Source organism: Aureimonas sp. AU40 (genome assembly GCF_001463785.1).
Classification (GTDB): domain Bacteria; phylum Pseudomonadota; class Alphaproteobacteria; order Rhizobiales; family Rhizobiaceae; genus Aureimonas.
Genome location: NZ_BBWL01000051.1, coordinates 57750 through 75263, shown reverse-complemented (window position 1 = coordinate 75263; position 17514 = coordinate 57750). Strand labels below are relative to the sequence as shown.

The 17514-nt window shown below is 69.9% G+C and carries 14 protein-coding genes; 11 read left to right on the top strand and 3 right to left on the bottom strand.

All coding sequences use genetic code 11. The features are described 5' to 3' along the window. Positions 1-129 precede the first annotated feature (129 nt). Positions 130-1170: an HWE histidine kinase domain-containing protein gene (locus AUL32_RS26305; RefSeq protein ID WP_280137593.1), complete on the bottom strand. Its 1041-nt coding sequence runs from the start codon at positions 1168-1170 to the stop codon at positions 130-132. A gap of 558 nt (positions 1171-1728) precedes the next feature. Here AUL32_RS26305 and AUL32_RS19450 point away from each other — a divergent pair. The 6 genes from AUL32_RS19450 to AUL32_RS19425 all read left to right on the top strand — a co-directional run bounded on the left by AUL32_RS19450 (position 1729) and on the right by AUL32_RS19425 (position 8833). Next, on the top strand, positions 1729-3516 hold the full coding sequence (locus AUL32_RS19450) for a chloride channel protein (protein WP_062118698.1): 1788 nt from the start codon (positions 1729-1731) through the stop codon (positions 3514-3516). Between the two features lie 410 nt (positions 3517-3926). Then, on the top strand, positions 3927-4874 hold the full coding sequence (locus tag AUL32_RS19445) for an ABC transporter permease (protein ID WP_062118695.1): 948 nt from the start codon (positions 3927-3929) through the stop codon (positions 4872-4874). After that, positions 4871-5725 carry an ABC transporter permease gene (locus tag AUL32_RS19440; RefSeq protein WP_082659861.1) on the top strand — a complete coding sequence of 285 codons (855 nt, stop codon included), beginning with the start codon at positions 4871-4873 and terminating at the stop codon, positions 5723-5725. The genes AUL32_RS19445 and AUL32_RS19440 overlap by 4 nt, the downstream gene beginning before the upstream one ends. Next, on the top strand, positions 5725-6549 hold the full coding sequence (locus AUL32_RS19435) for an ATP-binding cassette domain-containing protein (protein WP_156421543.1): 825 nt from the start codon (positions 5725-5727) through the stop codon (positions 6547-6549). The genes AUL32_RS19440 and AUL32_RS19435 overlap by 1 nt, the downstream gene beginning before the upstream one ends. After that, a complete protein-coding gene (locus AUL32_RS19430; RefSeq protein WP_062118691.1) occupies positions 6546-7403 on the top strand; it encodes an ATP-binding cassette domain-containing protein in 858 nt (285 codons plus the stop codon). Before AUL32_RS19435 ends, AUL32_RS19430 begins: the two co-directional genes overlap by 4 nt. Continuing rightward, complete coding sequence (locus tag AUL32_RS19425) at positions 7403-8833, top strand: amidase (RefSeq protein WP_062118687.1); 1431 nt, start codon at positions 7403-7405, stop codon at positions 8831-8833. The genes AUL32_RS19430 and AUL32_RS19425 overlap by 1 nt, the downstream gene beginning before the upstream one ends. Before the next feature lie 13 nt (positions 8834-8846). Here AUL32_RS19425 and AUL32_RS19420 read toward each other — a convergent pair whose 3' ends face one another. Next, entirely contained in the window at positions 8847-9509 is a 663-nt protein-coding gene (locus AUL32_RS19420) for a GntR family transcriptional regulator (RefSeq protein ID WP_244497986.1), read from the bottom strand. Positions 9510-9844: 335 nt separating this feature from the next. Here AUL32_RS19420 and AUL32_RS19415 point away from each other — a divergent pair, with 335 nt between their 5' ends. Genes AUL32_RS19415 through AUL32_RS19395 form a run of 5 tightly spaced genes read left to right on the top strand, consistent with a single transcriptional unit; the run spans position 9845 to position 16061 of the window. Beyond that, positions 9845-11119, top strand: a complete 1275-nt coding sequence (locus tag AUL32_RS19415) for an NRAMP family divalent metal transporter (protein WP_082659857.1) — start codon at positions 9845-9847, stop codon at positions 11117-11119. Positions 11120-11141: 22 nt separating this feature from the next. After that, the gene (locus AUL32_RS19410; RefSeq protein WP_062118682.1) at positions 11142-11912 is read left to right on the top strand and encodes a LamB/YcsF family protein; all 771 of its coding nucleotides are present in this window, start codon (positions 11142-11144) and stop codon (positions 11910-11912) included. Beyond that, on the top strand, positions 11909-12709 hold the full coding sequence (locus tag AUL32_RS19405; protein ID WP_062118679.1) for a putative hydro-lyase: 801 nt from the start codon (positions 11909-11911) through the stop codon (positions 12707-12709). Before AUL32_RS19410 ends, AUL32_RS19405 begins: the two co-directional genes overlap by 4 nt. A gap of 11 nt (positions 12710-12720) precedes the next feature. After that, positions 12721-14337, top strand: coding sequence for an urea amidolyase family protein (locus tag AUL32_RS19400; protein ID WP_062118676.1), 1617 nt, complete (start codon positions 12721-12723; stop codon positions 14335-14337). Next, the gene (locus tag AUL32_RS19395; protein WP_062118673.1) at positions 14334-16061 is read left to right on the top strand and encodes an acetyl/propionyl/methylcrotonyl-CoA carboxylase subunit alpha; all 1728 of its coding nucleotides are present in this window, start codon (positions 14334-14336) and stop codon (positions 16059-16061) included. Before AUL32_RS19400 ends, AUL32_RS19395 begins: the two co-directional genes overlap by 4 nt. Positions 16062-16590: 529 nt before the next feature. Here AUL32_RS19395 and AUL32_RS19390 read toward each other — a convergent pair. Next, the gene (locus tag AUL32_RS19390; protein ID WP_062118670.1) at positions 16591-17514 is read right to left on the bottom strand and encodes a LysR family transcriptional regulator; all 924 of its coding nucleotides are present in this window, start codon (positions 17512-17514) and stop codon (positions 16591-16593) included.

Below are 17514 nucleotides of genomic sequence, written 5' to 3'. Positions count from 1 at the left end.
CGTCTATGCTTTGAAAAACTCTAAAGAACGCATATGCGAAGAGCAGTGGCGTGCGCGCGCGTCAAAAAACCGGAGCCTGATCGGCTCGGTCCAGTGAGTCGTTCGGGATCGTGGAAAGCCGGCCAGCAGTCAGGGCGGCGTCCAGGCGGTACGCTCGACCTCCAGCCCCACTGAGGGCGCCTCCAGGCGGAACACGAGGCCGGAGGGGGCGAAGTCGATCTGCGAACTGCCGCCGAACTCGGCCGCGAGCACGCGCTCCACGATCCGCCGGCCATAGCCGATGGCGGTCGGCGGGGTGACGGGCGGGCCGCCCGATTCCCGCCATTCCAGCGCGAAGCGTCCGCCGCCCACCGTCCAGGTCACGTCCACCCGTCCGTCCGCGTTGGACAGGGCGCCGTGGCGCCAGGCATTGTCGCCGAGCTCGTGCATGGCGAGCGAGAGCATGGTGGCGATGCGCGGTTTCAGCCGCACGTCCGGCCCGCCGACGCGCAGGCGATCGCCCACCCGCTCGTGCAGCGGGTCGAGCGCGCCCTGCATCACGTCCACCAGCATGGCGCTGGCCCAGGCCTCGGCGGTCAGGACGTCGTGGCTGCGGGCGATGGCCTGCAGGCGGCCGGTGATGGCGGAGGCGACGCGCTCCGGCACGGCGCCGTCGCGCAGCGTCTGCAGAACCACAGTCTGTACCGTCGCCAGCGTGTTCTTCACGCGGTGGCTCAGCTCGCGGTTGAGGAGGAAACTGTGCTCCTCGGCCCGCTTGCGCTCGGTCACGTCGAGCTGCGAGGCGAAGAAATAGGTCAGCTCGCCCTTGGAGAAGACGGGGGAGATGAGCAGCGCGTTCCAGAAGGTCGTGCCGTCCTTGCGATAGTTCAGGAGATCGACCTCGATCGAGCGCCGCGCCGCGATCGCCTCGCGCACCCTTTGCGTGTCGGCCTGACGCGTGGCGGGGCCCTGCAGGAATCGGCAGTTGCGCCCAAGGATCTCCTCACGGGAATAGCCGGTGAGATGCAGGAAGGCGTCGTTGCAGAAGACGATCGGATTGTCGGGCTGCTTGGGATCGGTGACGACCATGGGCATGCGCGTGGTGCGCACGGCGGAGGCGAACGGGTCCTCGCTGCCGCCCGTGGGAATGCCCAGTTCCGTTTCCACGCTGGGCCGGGCGTTGTCGCTCACGATCGAAACTCCTGGGCATTCGCAGTCGGCCTTGGGCAGGACGAGTCCTCCCATGGCGCGGCCGGACGATAGGCGAGGGCGCCCGCCCCGTCGAGGCCAGATTAACGGGCGTCCCCGGCAAAAGGTCCCACGCGCTGTGCAGTGCGTCAGCGAGGGGCGATCGCGGGGAGGAAAGGGCGAGGCACGGCTGGCCGGATGTCGAAAAGCGCCCGACGAAATTTCCAGGCCGGAGGCTGGTCGGGCGATTCGGGTGGGGGAGGAAGAGTGTCGCACACGACCTTGTGGGGTCTTCCGCCCGTAGCTTATCGCCCTCGAACGAGAATCCTCGGCTATCCCGCGCCCGGAGGTTTTGTCAGACGCGCGAGAGACGAAGCGAGGGGCGGGGGCTTCTTCAAGCGCGAACCTGCCACGGCGGGCAAATCGGGTCGTGTCGCCACTCTGGATGTCGCCTTATGCTTCCCGCGCTTGATCCCGCGTCCCGCTTTGGCCATGGGACTTAGTAAGACGTGGCTGGGCAGGACAGGCGCGAGCGGAAGGGGAGGCCGGGCAGGCGTGGAGATGAAGGTTCCCAATGCCGCGGCCGACGTGTCGGCCTCGGAGGCGACGGCGCGCGCGCCGGGGCGCTTTCGCGCGCTGGTGCGCCGCGAGGAGATCGCGCTCGTGGTTCTGGCCGCGATCGTCGGCGCCTGCGGGGGGCTGCTCGTCATGGGCATCTCGGCGGCGGCGCAAGCCCTGCATGTCGCCTTCTTCGCGCTGGCGCCGGGCGAGCGGCTGAGCGGGTCGCAGGCGCTGGCCTCGCCCCTCATGGCGCTGGTCCCCGCGATGGGCGGGGCGATCCTCGGTCTCATGCTGTTCTGGCAGGCGCGCGGCAAGGCGCGGGCCCTGATCGATCCGATCGAGGCCAATGCCCTGCATGGCGGGCGCATGTCGTTTCGCGACGGGATCGTGGTGGTGGCGCAGAACCTCGTGTCCAACGGGTTCGGCGCCTCGGTCGGACTCGAGGCGGCCTATACGCAGATTTCGGCCGGGCTCGCCTCACGCTGCGGCGTCGCCTTCGAGATGCGGCGCGGCGACATGCGCACGCTGGTCGGCTGCGGCGCGGCAGCGGCCATCGCGGCGGCCTTCGACGCCCCGCTGACGGGCGCCTTCTACGCTTTCGAACTCATCATCGGCACCTATGCCGTGGCGGCGCTGGCGCCCGTCGTCGCGGCGGCGCTGTCGGGCATGTTCGTCTCGTGCCTCTTGTCGGACAGCCCGCATCTCGTCGAGATCGTGGCGCCGGGCGCCCTGCCGGCCTCGGTCTGGCCCGCCGCGCTGGTGCTGGCCGCCTTCGCGGCGGGGCTCGGCATTCTCATCATGCAAGGGGTGACGCTGGTGGAGCGCGGCTTCCGCCAGACAAGGCTGCCCCAGCCGCTCCGCCCCTTTGCGGGCGGGCTGCTGCTCGGCGCCCTGGCGCTCCTGACGCCGCAGGTCCTCTCGTCCGGGCACGGCGCGTTGGAAATTCGCATCGACGCGGCCATGTCGCTGTCCTCGCTCGCAGTGATCCTGGCGCTCAAGGCGCTGGCGTCGGCGATCTCCATCGGCAGCGGCTTTCGCGGCGGCCTGTTCTTCGCCTCGCTGTTTCTCGGCGCCATGCTGGGGCGGCTCTTCGCCGATCTCGCCGGCCCGGTTCTGCCCGGCGTCGAGCCCGTGGTCTTCGCCGTGGTCGGCATGAGCGCGCTCGCCACCGCCATTGTCGGCGGGCCGCTGACCATGACCTTTCTGGCGCTGGAGATGACCGGGGACTTTCCGATCGCGGCGCTGGTGCTGGCTGCTTCCGTCACCACCTCGCTCGCGGTGCGGCGGACCTTCGGCTATTCCTTCGCCACCTGGCGCTTCCACCTGCGCGGCGAGACCATCCGCAGCGCTCACGATGTCGGCTGGATCCGCAACCTGACGGTGGGGCGCATGATGCGGCGGGATCTTCGCACCGTACCGACCGACCTGTCCCTGAAGTCGTTCCGCCGCTCCTTTCCGCTCGGTTCGCAACAGCGAGTGGTGGCGGTGGACCCGGCCAGCGACGCCTATGCCGGCCTTGTGCTCGTGCCCGATGCCTATGCCGACGGGCTCACCGATCTCGACGCCGAGGTCTCGACTCTGCTTCGCTTCACCGACGCGACGCTGCGCCCTTCCATGAATGCGCGCGAGGCCATGGCCCTGTTCGAAGCGACCGAGAGCGAGGCGCTGGCCGTGGTGGATGGGGCGGAGGCGGGCCGCGTCGTCGGCCTCCTCACCGAAAGCCACGTGCTGCGTCGCTACAGCGAGGAACTGGACCTGCGCCGACGCGAGGCGACGGGCGTGGCGTGAGGCCAACCGCCGGGCGCTTCGAGCTACAGGCCTCGCGCCGATCAGGTCGAGACGCGGTAGCGCTCTTGTTTTGCGATTGGGCTTGTCGGGCACCGTGCGCCGATCGCCGCTTCGGGGAAGCGGACTCGCGGCGTCGCCCTCTTAGACCGATCGCGCGAATTCCAGATTGCGGCGACAGGTGCAGTGCATCAATTTCACCGCGAAGGCTCGCACATCGGAGTGTGCACCGCTTATAGTAAGTTAGGCGGACGATTCGCGAGTTGTTTTCGTCCCCTTGGCTTTGGCCGACCGGCCCTCGCGCTGGCCGCGCCTGTCGCGATCGGGCCCGGGGTGTGGCAGAACTGATCCCGTCCCTCTGGCGGCTGGATCGGTATCGACGGACGCGAGGAGGCGCGAGATCGGAGTTGCCCATGCTCATAGCCCTGGCCCGGCGCCTCGCCGGCTTCGCGCTGACCTTCTTGATCCTTTCGGTCTTCGTCTTCGCGGTGATGGAGGTCATGCCCGGCGATCCGGCGGCCACGATGCTCGGGACTTCGGCGACGCCCGAGACGTTGGCGGCGCTGCGCACGTCGATGGGGCTCGATGCGCCGCTGATCGAGCGCTACGCCGCGTGGCTCGGGGGCCTTGCCATGGGTAATCTCGGCACATCCTACACCTACGGCGTGCCGGTGCGCGACCTCATCGCCGAGCGCCTCGCGGTGACGCTGCCGCTCACCTTGATGGCGGCGACGCTGGCGGTTCTCGTCGCCCTGCCGCTCGGCACGCTCGCCGCCGCCCGGCCCGGCGGCGCGGTGGACATGGCGGCCACCTTCTATGCCCAGGCCGGTATCGCCGTGCCGAATTTCTGGATCGGCCTGCTGCTCGTCATGGGCGTGGCGCTGGGGCTCGGGCTCCTGCCGGCGGGGGGCTTTCCAGGCTGGGATGCCGGCGTCTGGCCGGCGGTCCGGGCGCTGATTCTGCCGACCGTGGCGCTGGCGATCCCGCAATCGGCGGTCCTCGTCAACATCACGCGCGCCGCCGTGGTGGAGGTGCTGAACGAGGATTTCGTGCGGACCGCGAGGGCCAAGGGCGCCTCGCCCGCCAGAGCCCTGTGGCGCCACGCCGTGCCCAACGCCTTGGTGCCTGTGCTCACCATGCTCGGCCTGCAATTCTCGTTTTTGATCGCGGGCGCGGTGCTGGTGGAAAACGTCTTCAACCTTCCCGGCATGGGCCGCCTCGCCTGGCAGGCCCTGTCGCAGCGCGATCTCGTGGTGATCCAGAACGTCGTCCTGTTCTTCGCCGTGATCGTCATCCTCGTGAATCTGGTGGTGGACATCCTGCACACGATCGTCGATCCGCGCCTTCGCAGGCGCGCATGAGCACGCTGGCCTTGCCCTCCGCGCCCGTGCCCCGCCGCCTGTGGAACAGCTCGCTCCTGATCGGCCTCGCGATCACGCTGACGCTGGCCTCGCTGGCGCTCCTGTCGCTGGTCTGGACCCCGGCCGAGCCGGCCAAGCTCAACATCCTGCGCAAGCTGAAGGGGCCGCTGGAGGCGGGCTGGCTCGGCACCGACCAGCTTGGCCGCGACATCGCCTCCATGATGATGGTGGGCGCGCGCAACTCCCTCTCCGTCGCGCTCGGCAGCGTCGGCTTCGGCGCCGCGCTCGGCACGCTGGCGGGCGTCTTCGCCGCCGCCCGGCCGGGCCTGTTCGACGCGGCCCTCATGCGGGTCTGCGACGCGCTGTTCGCCCTGCCGCCCATCCTTTCCGCGATCATGCTCGGGGCGATCCTCGGCCCCGGCTCGCTGACGGCCGCGACCGCCATCGGTGTCTTCATGATCCCCGTCTTCGCCCGCGTCACCCGCGGCGCGGCGCGCCAGATCTGGGCGCGCGAGTACATTCTCGCCGCTCGGATGGCCGGCAAGGGCACCGCGCGCATCACCGCCGAGCATGTCCTGCCCAATATTTCCGGCCAGATCATCGTGCAGGTGACGATCCAGCTCGGGCTCGCGATCCTGACCGAGGCGGGCCTGTCCTTTCTCGGCCTCGGGCCGACCCCGCCGGCCCCGACCTGGGGGCGGATGCTGGCCGATTCCCAGACCTATCTCCTCCAGGCGCCGCATATGGCGGTGATCCCGGGCCTTGCGATCGCGCTGACCGTTCTCGGGCTCAATCTCACGGGTCGGGGGCTCGCCGCCCATCTCGACCCGCGCGGAAGGGGAGCCGTCTGATGCTGGACGTTCGTTCGCTCTCGGTCACCTTCCGGCGGCCGGAAGGCTTCGTTCGCGTCGTCGACGATCTGTCCTTCACGCTGGCACGCGGCGAAACGCTGGGCATCGTCGGCGAGTCCGGCTCGGGCAAGTCCATCACGGCACTGGCCGCGATTGGCCTCCTGCCGCGCGGTGCGCGGGCCGAGGGGCAGATCCTGTTCGAGGGGCGAGACATGCTGGCCCTTTCGGAGCGCGAGCGCTGCGCCTTGCGCGGACGGCGCATCGGAATGATCTTCCAGGAGCCGATGACGGCTCTGAACCCGGCCATGACCGTGGGCGCGCAGATCGCGGAGGGCATTCGCCTGCACACGTCCGCCACGCGGCGCGAGGCGCGGGCCGAGGCTCTCGCGCTTCTGGAGCGGGTGCGCATTCCCGATCCCGCCCGGCGCATCGACAGCTATCCCCACGAACTCTCCGGCGGCCAGCGCCAGCGCGTCGGCATCGCCATCGCCCTGGCGCTGAAGCCTGATCTGCTGATCGCCGACGAGCCCACGACCGCGCTGGACGTGACCGTGCAGAAGGAGGTGCTCGACATTCTGGAGGAGCTGGTGGACGAGCTCGGCCTCGCGCTGATCCTCATCAGCCACGATCTCGGCGTGATCGCGCGGATCGCCGATCGCACGCTGGTCATGCTTCGCGGCCGGACGATGGAGGAGGGGCCGACCGAGCGTGTCCTGCGCCATCCCGCCAGCAGCTACACCAGCGAACTCCTCGCCGCCCTGCCGCGCCGCGCCCGCGCCGGCCTTGCCTCCTCGCCCGCCGCCGATCGGGAGCCGGCGCGATGAGCGAGGCGAGAACCCCTCCCGTTCTCGACGTGCGCCATCTGTCGCGCGACTACCGCGTGCGCGGGGCGAACGGGGCAAGCCGCGCCTTTCGCGCCGTGGACGACGTGTCGCTGCGGCTGGAGCGCGGCTCGATCCTGGGGCTGGTCGGGGAATCGGGCTGCGGCAAGTCCACGTTGGCGCGCATCGTCATGGCACTGGACCGCCCGACCTCGGGCGAGGTCCTGATCGAGGGCGAGGACCTCTTCGGTCTCTCGCCCCGCGCGCTCGCCGCCAAGCGGCGCGACTTCCAGATGGTGTTTCAGGACCCCTATGGCTCGCTCGATCCGCGCCACAGGGTGGAGCGCATCGTCGCCGAGCCTCTCCATGTCGTGCCGGACGCGCCAAAGGGCCGGGATCGAACCGATCTTGTCGCGCGGCTTCTGGAAAGCGTCGGCCTGCGCGCGGCCGACGGGGCGCGCTACCCCCACGAGTTTTCCGGCGGCCAGCGCCAGCGCATCGCCATCGCCCGGGCGCTCGTCACGCAGCCGCGCCTCGTGGTGGCCGACGAGGCGGTCTCCGCGCTCGACCTCTCGGTTCAGGCGCAGATCCTGCGGCTGATCCTCGATCTTCGCGACCGGCACGGCCTGTCGGTGCTCTTCATCAGCCACAATATCGGCGTGGTGGACGAGATCGCCGACCGCGTCGCCGTCATGAGCGCCGGGCGCGTGGTGGAGGAGGGGGGCGTGCGGGACGTTCTCGACCGGCCGCAGCACGACTACACAAGACGGCTCCTCGCGGCCGAGCCGACGCTGCACACGATCGGCCGCCGCCGGCGCTCCCCGCCCGTTTCCCCAGCTCCTGTCCAGGCCCCGTGATGATCGATCTGTTGTCTCTCGACGCCGCCGCTGTTCTCGCCGCCTTCGCGGAGCGGCGCCTGTCTCCGGTGGAGTATTTCGATTGGGTCACGCGCCGGATCGAGCTTTGGGAGCCGCATATCTCGGCGCTCTACGCCTACGATCCCGAAGCGGCCCGTGCGGCGGCGAAGGCCTCCGAGGCGCGCTGGGCGAAGGGCACGCCGATGGGGCCGCTCGACGGATTGCCGGTTACGGTGAAGGAACTGATCGCGACCGAGGGCACGCCGATCCCGCTCGGCACGGCGGCGACGACGCTTGTGCCGGCGGCAGCGGACGCGCCCTCGGCCGCGCGCCTGCGCGAAGCCGGCGCCATCCTCTTCGCCAAGACCACATGCCCCGATTTCGGCATGCTCTCGTCCGGCCTTTCCACCTTCCACAAGCTGACGCGCAACCCATGGAACCTCGCCCGGAACCCCGGCGGCTCCAGCGCCGGAGCGGGCGCGGCCGCCGCCGCCGGCTACGGCCCGCTCCATCTCGGCACCGATATCGGCGGTTCGGTGCGACTGCCCGCCAACTGGTGCGGCCTGTTCGGCTTGAAGCCCAGCAACGGGCGCATTCCGATCGATCCCTATTATGTCGGCCGCTCTGCCGGGCCGATGACCCGCAGCGTCGCCGACGCCGCCCTGATGATGCCGGTCCTCTCCCTGCCCGACGCGCGCGACGCTACCAGCCTTCCCTACGAGGCGCTGGCCTGGGGCGAGTTCGCGGTGGATGTCTCGGGCCTGCGGATCGGCCTGATGCTGGACGCCGGCTGCGGTCTGCCGGTGGACGAGAGCGTGCGGGCAGTGGTGGAGGCGGCGGCGCAACGCTTCGAGGCGGCGGGCGCGCGTATCATCGAGGTGCCCGGCGTTCTCACCCGCACCATGCTGGACGGGCTGGACGATTTCTGGCGCGCCAAGTTCGGGGGCGACATGGCGCTCTTGGACGAGGCGGCGCGCGGGCGCGTGCTGCCCGCGATCACTGAGTGGGCCGAGCGGGGCGGGCGGCTCTCGGGCGTGGAGGTCGCCCGCGGCTTCAACCGGACGCTGGACATGGCACGCGCCTGCGCCGCCCTGTTTCAGGAGGTGGACGTCGTGCTTTCGCCGACCACGCCGGTGGTGCACTATCCCGCCGAATGGCCCTCGCCCACCAACGACCCCGCCGGGCGCCCCTTCGAGCACATCGCCTTCACCGTGCCCTGGAACATGAGCGGCCAGCCGGCCGCCTCGATCAATGCGGGCTTCACGCCGGACGGCTTTCCGATCGGGATGCAGATCGTCGGCCCGCGCTTCGGCGATCTCTTGGTGATGCGCCTGTCGAAACTCTTCGAAAGCTGGAGGGCGCCGATCCGCTGGCCCGAGCCGCCGCGCATGGCCGCGCCCGCGCCGCAGGACGCGCTCCTGCCGGCCTGACCCGTTCGGGCCTTCAACTCGTGGAGAGACGGGCGAGGGCGGCTAGGATCATGCGCTCGGAGCGGACGAGATAGCGCTCCATGGCGCGGCTCGCCTCTTCGGGCCGGCCCGCTTCGAGTTCGGCCAGGATCGACGCGTTCATCTCGATATAGGGGGCGTGCAAGCGCTCGGGATCGTCCAATTGGCCGAAGCAAAGGCGCAGTTCGGCGGCGACCTGCGCGTAGAAGGACGACAGGCGCTGGCTGTCGGCCAGATCCACCACGGCGGCGTGAAAGCGCATGTTGGCGCTGCCGACGCCCTGCCAGTCGGCCTCAGCATGGCGCGCCCGCGCCTCGGCCACGGCCTCGGCCATGCGCGCGGCGGCGGGGTGGCCGGGATAGGCCTGGGCCAGGGCCTGGCATTCCAGCATCCGGCGCACACGGTAGATGTCGAGGATCGAGGCGGCCGAAGGCACCGAGACGAAAACGCCGCGATTGGGCTCGTGGTGCAGCAGCCCTTCCTTGGTGAGGAGGCGGAACACCTCGCGCAGCGTGTTGCGCGACACGGCGAGATCGCTTGCCAACGCCGTTTCGGACAGGCGCTGGCCGGGCAGAAGCTCGCCCGCGATGATGCGGTCGCGCAGCGCCTCGGCGATGCGCGCCGTCAGCGCCAGCGGATTGGCAACGACCGCGCTCAATCGGAAAGGCCGCGCCCAGAGCTGGCCCAAGCGGTCTTGGTCGTTCGCGCCGGCATCCCCGCTCCTTGGCTCGTGTCTCGAATCGTCGCGGACCATCGGCCAAGCCGGGGCCGACATCAAGCCTCGAGCGCACCCTAGACGATGGGTAGAGCCGGACTTTGCGCAAGAGCCGCGCAAGACGTTGATCGCTTGTTGGACATTCTGCCTGCGTCCTGCACAAATTGCAGGACAGTCATGCAAAAATCGTTGAACAATATTGACCTTGTCGTTCAATCGTTGGAAGCTGTGACCGCAATTCGGCCCCAATCCTCCGGCGCGCGCCGCCCCATGGGAGCATGACGATGGATCCAGTTCCTTCCCCCCGGCCGGACGTGCCGGCCGCGTCCTCGACCTTCGGGCGGGGCAACGAGTCCAAGCGCTTCGCCCTGGTCTCGGCCGTCTTCCTGATGGCGACCGCCGCCAGCGGGCCCGGCTTCATCACCCAGACCGCGACCTTCACCCAAACCATGGGCGCGGCCTTCGCCTTCGGCATTCTGGCCTCGGTCGTCATCGACTACATCGTCCAGATCAACATCTGGCGCATCGTCGCCGCCACGCGCATGCGCGCCTCCGACATCGCCAACGCGGCGATCCCCGGCTCGGGCTATCTCCTGGCCTTCCTCGTCATCCTGGGAGGGCTGTTCTTCAACATCGCCAATGTCGCGGGCGCGGGCCTTGGCCTCAACGCGCTGGTTGGGCTCGACCCCAAGATCGGCGGCGCGCTCTCGGCGCTGCTGGCCATCGGGATCTTCCTCAACAAGCGCGCCGGCGGGGTCATGGACCGCACCATGATCGCGCTCGGTGTCATCAAGATCGCGCTGATCCTGTTCGTCGCCTATTCCGCCAGCCCGCCGGTCGGCGAGGCGCTGCGCCAGACCGTCTGGCCCGACACGATCGACTTCCCCACGATCACCACGATCGTCGGCGGCACGGTCGGCGGCTATCTCACCTATGCCGGCGCCCACCGCCTTCTCGACAAGGGGCTGGTCGGCAAGGAGAACATCCCCTCCGTCACCAAGGCCGCGCTGAACGGCATCACGGTGACGGGCATCATGCGCTTCATCCTGTTCCTCGGCATTCTCGGCGTCGTCTCGTCCGGCGTCACGCTGGACCTGTCGGGCCGCACCGCCAACCCCGCCGCCCAGGCCTTCGGCCACGCCGTCGGCGAGTTCGGCTTCCGCGTTTTCGGCCTGATCTTCTGGGCCGCCGGCATGAGCTCGATCATCGGCGCGGCCTATACGTCGGTCTCGTTCATGACCGCCTTCAAGACCGGCATGAGCGATCGCGCCCGGTCCTACGCCACCGTCGTCTTCATCTCCGTGTCGCTCGCCATCTTCCTCGCCATCGGCACCACGCCCGCCGCGCTTCTCGTCTTCGTCGGCGGCTTCAACGGGCTTGTCCTGCCGATCGGCCTCACCATCATCCTCTACGCCGCCTGGGCACGGCGGGATCTGATGGGCGACTATCGTCACCCCGTCTGGCTCTTTGGCCTCGGCGTCGCCACCGCTGCCTTGACCTGGTGGATGGGCTATCGCTCCATCGGCCCGATCTTCGCCTTCCTCAGCCGCTGACCCGCGAAAGGACGAAACGCCCATGTCCGCCATCGACCTCAACAGCGATCTCGGCGAAAGCTACGGCGCCTGGGCCATGGGCGACGACGCGGCGATGCTCTCCATCGTCTCCAGCGCCAACATCGCCTGCGGCTTCCATGCCGGCGATCCCGCCGGTCTCCTGCGCACCTTGCGCGAGGCGGCCGAGCGGGGCGTCCGGGTCGGCGCCCATGTCTCGTACCCCGATCGCGTCGGCTTCGGTCGGCGCGACATGGACGTGGCGCACGAGGAACTCGTGGCCGACGTCGTCTACCAAATCGGCGCGCTGCAGGGTCTGGCCCGCGCCGCCGGCACCTCGGTCACCTACGTCAAGCCGCATGGCGCGCTCTACAACCGCATCGCCGGCGACGCGCGCCAGGGACGGGCGGTGATCGAAGGGATCAAGCTGGCCGACCCCACCTTGGTCCTGATGGGGCTCGCCGGTGCGCCGATCCTCACGCAGGCCCGCGAGGCGGGGCTGGCGACCGTGGCCGAGGCCTTCGCCGACCGCGCTTATACGCCGGAGGGCACGCTCGTCTCGCGCCGCGAGCCAGGCGCGGTGATCCACGATCCCGAAACGGTCGCCCGCCGCATGGTGCAGCTTGCCCAGTCCGGCACGCTGGAAGCGATCGACGGCTCCACCGTGCGCCTCACCGCGCAGTCGATCTGCGTTCATGGGGACAGCCCCGGCGCGGTCGCCATCGCGCGCGCCGTGCGCGAGGCCTTCGAGGCTTCCTCCATCGCCGTGCGGCCCTTCACGGGAGAGCGGGCATGAGTGCCGTCGCCACGCAGGCGCAGCTGGAAAGCGCCCGCGCGGCGCGGCTTCGCTACCGCGTCGGCCAAGTGGCGCCGACGGCCGGCGTCGCGCCGGGCCTGACGCAGGCGAACATGATCGTCCTGCCGCGCGACTGGGCCTTCGACTTCCTGCTCTACGCCCAGCGCAACCCCAAGAGTTGCCCGGTGCTGGACATCACGGATGCGGGGTCGGTCACCACGACGCTCGCGCCGCAAGCGGACCTTCGCACCGACCTGCCGCTCTACCGCATCTGGCGGGACGGCAAGCTGGCCGAGGAAGTGCCGGACGCGACAGCCGCCTGGGCCGAGCATCCCGATCTCGTCGCCTTCCTGATCGGCTGCTCCTTCACCTTCGAGACGCCGCTGGTCGAGGCCGGCATCGAGGTGCGCCACATCACCGACGGCACCAATGTGCCGATGTATCTGACCGACCGCGCCTGCCGCCCGGCCGGGCGCCTCAGGGGCAATCTCGTCGTCTCCATGCGCCCAGTTCCGGCCGAGCGCGTGGCGGATGCGGCGATGATCTCGGGGCGCTTTCCCGCCGTGCACGGCGCGCCCGTCCATGTCGGCGCACCGGAGCGGATCGGCATATCCGACCTCGCCAAGCCCGACTTCGGCGATCCCGTTCGCATCGAGCCCGGCGAGATCCCGGTCTTCTGGGCCTGCGGCGTCACCCCGCAGGCGGCGGTCATGGCCTCCGGCGTGCCCTTCGCCATCACCCATTCGCCGGGCCACATGTTCGTAACCGACATTCCCGACGCGGCCTATCACGTTTGAGAGTTCTTCCGATGCGCATCCTGCCGGTCAGTCTTCGCGTGGTGCTGGTGGAGCTTGCCGATCTCGGCGAGACGCTGGCACTCTTCGCCTCGCTTCAGGCCGAGCCTCTGGCGGGCGTCGACGAGGTTCTGCCGGCGGCGCGCACGCTGATGATCCGCTTCCAACCCGAAATCCTCTCGCCCGAGTCGTTGGCGGAGGCCCTGCGCGCGCGCGATCTCGCCGCCCGGCCCGAGCGCGGTGGCGCGCTGGTCGAGGTGCCGACCGTCTATGACGGCGAGGATCTCGCCGAGGTGGCGGCGCTGACCGGGCTCTCCGTCGAGGAGGTGATTCGCCGCCACGCGGCCTCCGAGTTCACCGTCGCCTTTTCCGGCTTCGCGCCGGGCTTCGGCTATCTCGTCGGCGGCGACGAGACGCTGCACGTGCCGCGTCGGCAGAGCCCGCGCACGCGCATTCCGGCGGGCTCGGTGGCGCTGGCCGGACCGTTCAGCGGCGTTTATCCGCAGCCGAGCCCCGGCGGCTGGCAGCTCATCGGCACGACGCCCGTGCCGATGTGGGACCTCGCTCGCACCCCGCCGGCCCTGTTCCAACCGGGAGATCGGGTGCGCTTCGTCCCCATCGCGCCGGTCGAGGCCGAGCGGCTTCGCGAGGAGGCCACGGCCGCCGTGCCCGCGGCCGAGGCGCAGGCGCGGGCAGGGGGCTTGGCCGTTCTCGCCGCGCCCATGCCCGCCTTGTTTCAGGATCGCGGCCGCTTCGGCGAAACGCGCCAGGGCGTTTCTGCCTCCGGCGCACTGGACGGCGGCGCCATGCGCGCGGCCAACAGGCTGGTCGGCAACCGGACCGACGCGCCGGTGCTGGAGATCACCGGCGGCGGCTTTCGGCTGGAAGCGCGAGCGAGCGCCGTTGTGGCGATCGCCGGCGCGCCCGCGCCTTTGTCGCTGACCGACGCGGCTGGGCGCAACGTGCCGGCCGAGACGTGGCGCGCGCTGGCCCTGGAGCCCGGCGACAGGTTGGAGATCGCCGCGCCCAAAGCCGGCGTGCGAACCTATCTGGCGCTGCGCGGTGGCTTCGCCGTGGAGCCCGTTCTCGGCAGCGCCAGCACGGACACGCTCGCCCATGTCGGCCCGCCGGTGGTGACGGCGGGGGCCGTGCTGCGCGCCGACCCGGTCGCGAGAGCGATCGTCGGCGCGGCGACCCCCGCGCTCGAAGCGCCCTTCCTTTGCCCGACGCGCGGCGAGACCGTGGTGCTCGACGTCGTCATGGGGCCGCGTACGGACTGGTTCACTGAGGAGGCGATCGAGCTCCTGGCGTCTCAGGTCTTCGAGGTCACGCCGCAGTCGAACCGCGTGGGCATCCGTCTCGAGGGCGCCGTGCCTCTTTCCAAGCGCGAAGGGATGGGCGAATTGCCGAGCGAGGGCACGGCGACCGGCGCCATTCAGGTGCCCCATAGCGGCCAGCCCGTCCTGTTCCTGGCCGATCATCCGCTGACCGGCGGCTATCCCGTGATCGCGACGGTCGCCGAATACCATCTCGACCTCGCGGGCCAGATCCCGGTTCATGCCCGCATCCGCTTCCGCCCGATCCGCCCCTTTGCGGAGATCGGGCCTCTCGCTGACGAGACCACGCCATGAAAAAAGTCCTCATCGCCAATCGCGGCGAGATCGCTCTTCGCATCGTTCGCGCCTGCCGCGACGCCGGGCTCGGCTCGGTCGCGGTCTATGCCGACGCGGATGCCGACGCGCCCTTCGCCCGCGCCGCCGACGAGGCCTATGCGCTGGGCGGCGACAAGCCGGCCGACACCTATCTCGACGGCGCGAAACTCGTCGCGATTGCCTTGAAGGCCGGCGCCGACGCCGTCCATCCCGGCTACGGCTTCCTGTCGGAGCGGGCGGATTTCGCAAAGGCCGTGATCGACGCCGGCCTCACCTGGATCGGCCCCGACCCGGCGGTGATCGAGGCGCTGGGCGACAAGGTCGAGGCGCGGCGCATCGCCGAGCGCGTCGGCGCGCCGCTGGTGGCCGGTACGGACGGCCCGGCCGCCTCCGCGGAGGAGGTTCTGGCCTTCGCTCGCGAGCACGGGCTCCCCATCGCCATCAAGGCCGCTTTCGGCGGTGGCGGGCGCGGGCTGAAGGTCGCCTGGGAGATGGACGAGGTGGCCGAGCTCTTCGAGTCGGCCGTGCGCGAAGCGACCAGCGCCTTCGGGCGCGGCGAGTGCTTCGTGGAGCGCTTCATCGACCGGCCGCGCCATGTGGAAGCGCAGGTCCTCGCCGACCGGCACGGCCATGTCGCGGTGCTCGGCACGCGCGACTGCTCGCTGCAGCGGCGCAACCAGAAGCTGGTGGAGGAGGCGCCCGCGCCCTTCCTCACCGACGAGCAGCGCGCTCGCATCCATGAATCCGCCCGCGCCATCTGCGCGGAGGCCGGCTATACCGGCGCCGGAACGGTAGAATTCCTGCTCGGTCGCGACGGGATCATCTCCTTTCTCGAGGTCAACACGCGGCTGCAGGTCGAGCATCCCGTGACCGAGGAGACGATGGGCATCGACCTCGTGCGCGAGCAGTTCCGCATCGCCGACGGCCTTCCTTTGTCCTTTTCGGAGGTTCCGGCGCCGCGCGGCCATTCCATCGAGTTCCGCATCAACGCAGAGGACCCCGCGCGCGGCTTCCTGCCGACGCCGGGGGAGGTGACGCGTTTCGACCCGCCTTCCGGCCCCGGCATCCGGCTCGATAGCGGTGTCATCGCCGGCTCGCGCGTTCACCCCGCCTTCGACTCCATGCTGGCCAAGCTGATCGTGACCGGCGCGACGCGCGAGGAGGCGCTCGCCCGCGCGCGCCGGGCCTTGGGCGAGTTCGCGATCGAGGGCGTCGCCACGGTGCTGCCGTTCCACCGCGCGGTTCTCGATGCGTCGGCCTTCACAGCGGAAGACGGTTTCGGCGTTCACACGCGCTGGATCGAGACGGAATTCGCCGACACGCTGGCCGAGCAGGCGCGGCCCGCGCCTCTCGGTGAAGCGCCCATGCTGCGCCTTCCCGTGGAAATCGACGGACGCCGCGTCCTGCTCGGCCTGCCCGCATCCTTCGCCGCCGGCCTCAACCCGCTCGCCGCGCCCGCGCAAGCCTCGGTGTCGAGTGCCGTGGCGGATCCCGGCGCGGTCACGGCCCCCGTCGCCGGAACGCTCCAGGTCTGGCGCTTCTCGGACGGCGACGCGGTGGAGTCCGGCGCGATCCTCGTCACGATGGAAGCCATGAAGATGGAGACCAACGTGACGGCGCCGCATGCGGGTCGCCTGCGCATCCTTTCCAAGGACGGATATCAGGAGGCTGGCGCGGTTCTGGGGCGGATCGAGCCCGCCTGAGGCAGGTGCCGCACGGCGGCGCGATGCGTCGGGGCGATGGTCGGCCCGGCGCTTCCGTTCGCCGCGAGCCGGCACGGCGCTGAACCTGGGCGACCGGTGTCGGCGCTTGAGGGCGTTCGGCTCGTGCTCTTGCATAAGGGGCGGCTTGCCACTTGGCTCTGCCTACGGCACTTTGGACGTTGTCAGCCTAGATGCGGCGATCTTGATCGGCCCGCACCGGGCTTCTTGGGCAACGGACTGCCAGCTGACACTCACCCCATTATTCGTGTTCCATAAGACAAATTATGAAGCTTGAGTTTTTCTCATCTTAATCAGAGGGTTGTGCGAGCGAGCTACCAGAGGAGATGTTGCCTAGCAGTTCGCGGAATTGACGGCCCTGGCGAAATATCTCCAATCCCGATGACGCAATCTCAGCCGGCGCGGCCGGGACTTGACCCGCGCTCGGCAACCATCCCGCGACCTCGCCGACCGACCCCGTCGACGTTTGAACGTCTCCTCAATGATTTGCGATTGATAGCTGCCCGTCAGTTTACTGCGGCACCGGCGCCGACAGCGCTCCTTGCCGGCGCCCCTTGGCGATCAGCCAGCGGTGGAAGTCCCGCGCGAAAGGTTTGTCCAGCGAGGGCGGGCTCCAGGCAAGGAAATACGGCGCGGCCAGCCGCAGCCGGCGGTCGAAGGGAACGACCAGGCGGCCGCTTTCCAACTCGTCTGCGATCATCGACATCTGCGCCAGCACGAAGCCCCGCCCCGCTACGGCGGCGTCGATCGCGCTGGAGGACAGCATGTAGGAAAGGTCGCGCGGAATCTCGCCCGCTGGCGCGCCCACGTCCGCCGCCCAGTCCTCCCAACTCGGTGCCAGCGAGGCGGCCCCGGCCCAGACGATGTGAAGCAGCGGGAAGCTCAGAATGTCGGCGCCCTCTCGCAGCCGCCGCCCCTCGATCAGGCGCGGCGAGCAGGCCGGCACGGCCCAGTCGGTGAAGAGTTCCGCCGCGTGGAGATAGCGCGGCTGCGGCCCGTAGAAGATGCGAAAGTCGATCCCGTCCCGCTCCAGATCGGGCTCCTGTTCCGTGCCGACGAGCTGCACCACCGAGCCCGGACACAGCGCGCGCCACTCGAAGATCTCGCGCCCGATCCATTTGCCGAGCACCGAAGTGAGCGCGCTGAGGCTGAGCGCCGTGTCGCCCCGGGCCCGGCGCACGATCTCCGCCGCGCCGGCCAGCCGCGCGAAGCCCGCATGGATCTCGGCATGGTAGAGCCGGCCCCAGCGCGTCAGCTCCATCCGCCGGCCGCGCCGCTCGATCAGCGAAAGGCCCAGATGCTCTTCCAGCTTCTGCAATTGCTGCGTCACCGCGCCGGGCGAAACGCCGAGTTCGCGTGCCGCTTCGCTCACGCTGCCATGCGTGCCGAAGGCGGCGAAGGCTTGGAGCGCTTTGAGATGCGGGATGGGCGCCAT

Coding starts and splice junctions, on each gene's coding strand:
- AUL32_RS19450 (WP_062118698.1), top strand. CDS start 1,729: ATGAAGGTTCCCAATGCCGCGGCCGACGTGTCGGCCTCGGAGGCGACG.
- AUL32_RS19445 (WP_062118695.1), top strand. CDS start 3,927: ATGCTCATAGCCCTGGCCCGGCGCCTCGCCGGCTTCGCGCTGACCTTC.
- AUL32_RS19440 (WP_082659861.1), top strand. CDS start 4,871: ATGAGCACGCTGGCCTTGCCCTCCGCGCCCGTGCCCCGCCGCCTGTGG.
- AUL32_RS19435 (WP_156421543.1), top strand. CDS start 5,725: ATGCTGGACGTTCGTTCGCTCTCGGTCACCTTCCGGCGGCCGGAAGGC.
- AUL32_RS19430 (WP_062118691.1), top strand. CDS start 6,546: ATGAGCGAGGCGAGAACCCCTCCCGTTCTCGACGTGCGCCATCTGTCG.
- AUL32_RS19425 (WP_062118687.1), top strand. CDS start 7,403: ATGATCGATCTGTTGTCTCTCGACGCCGCCGCTGTTCTCGCCGCCTTC.
- AUL32_RS19415 (WP_082659857.1), top strand. CDS start 9,845: ATGACGATGGATCCAGTTCCTTCCCCCCGGCCGGACGTGCCGGCCGCG.
- AUL32_RS19410 (WP_062118682.1), top strand. CDS start 11,142: ATGTCCGCCATCGACCTCAACAGCGATCTCGGCGAAAGCTACGGCGCC.
- AUL32_RS19405 (WP_062118679.1), top strand. CDS start 11,909: ATGAGTGCCGTCGCCACGCAGGCGCAGCTGGAAAGCGCCCGCGCGGCG.
- AUL32_RS19400 (WP_062118676.1), top strand. CDS start 12,721: ATGCGCATCCTGCCGGTCAGTCTTCGCGTGGTGCTGGTGGAGCTTGCC.
- AUL32_RS19395 (WP_062118673.1), top strand. CDS start 14,334: ATGAAAAAAGTCCTCATCGCCAATCGCGGCGAGATCGCTCTTCGCATC.
- AUL32_RS19390 (WP_062118670.1), bottom strand. CDS start 17,514: ATGGCGCCCATCCCGCATCTCAAAGCGCTCCAAGCCTTCGCCGCCTTC.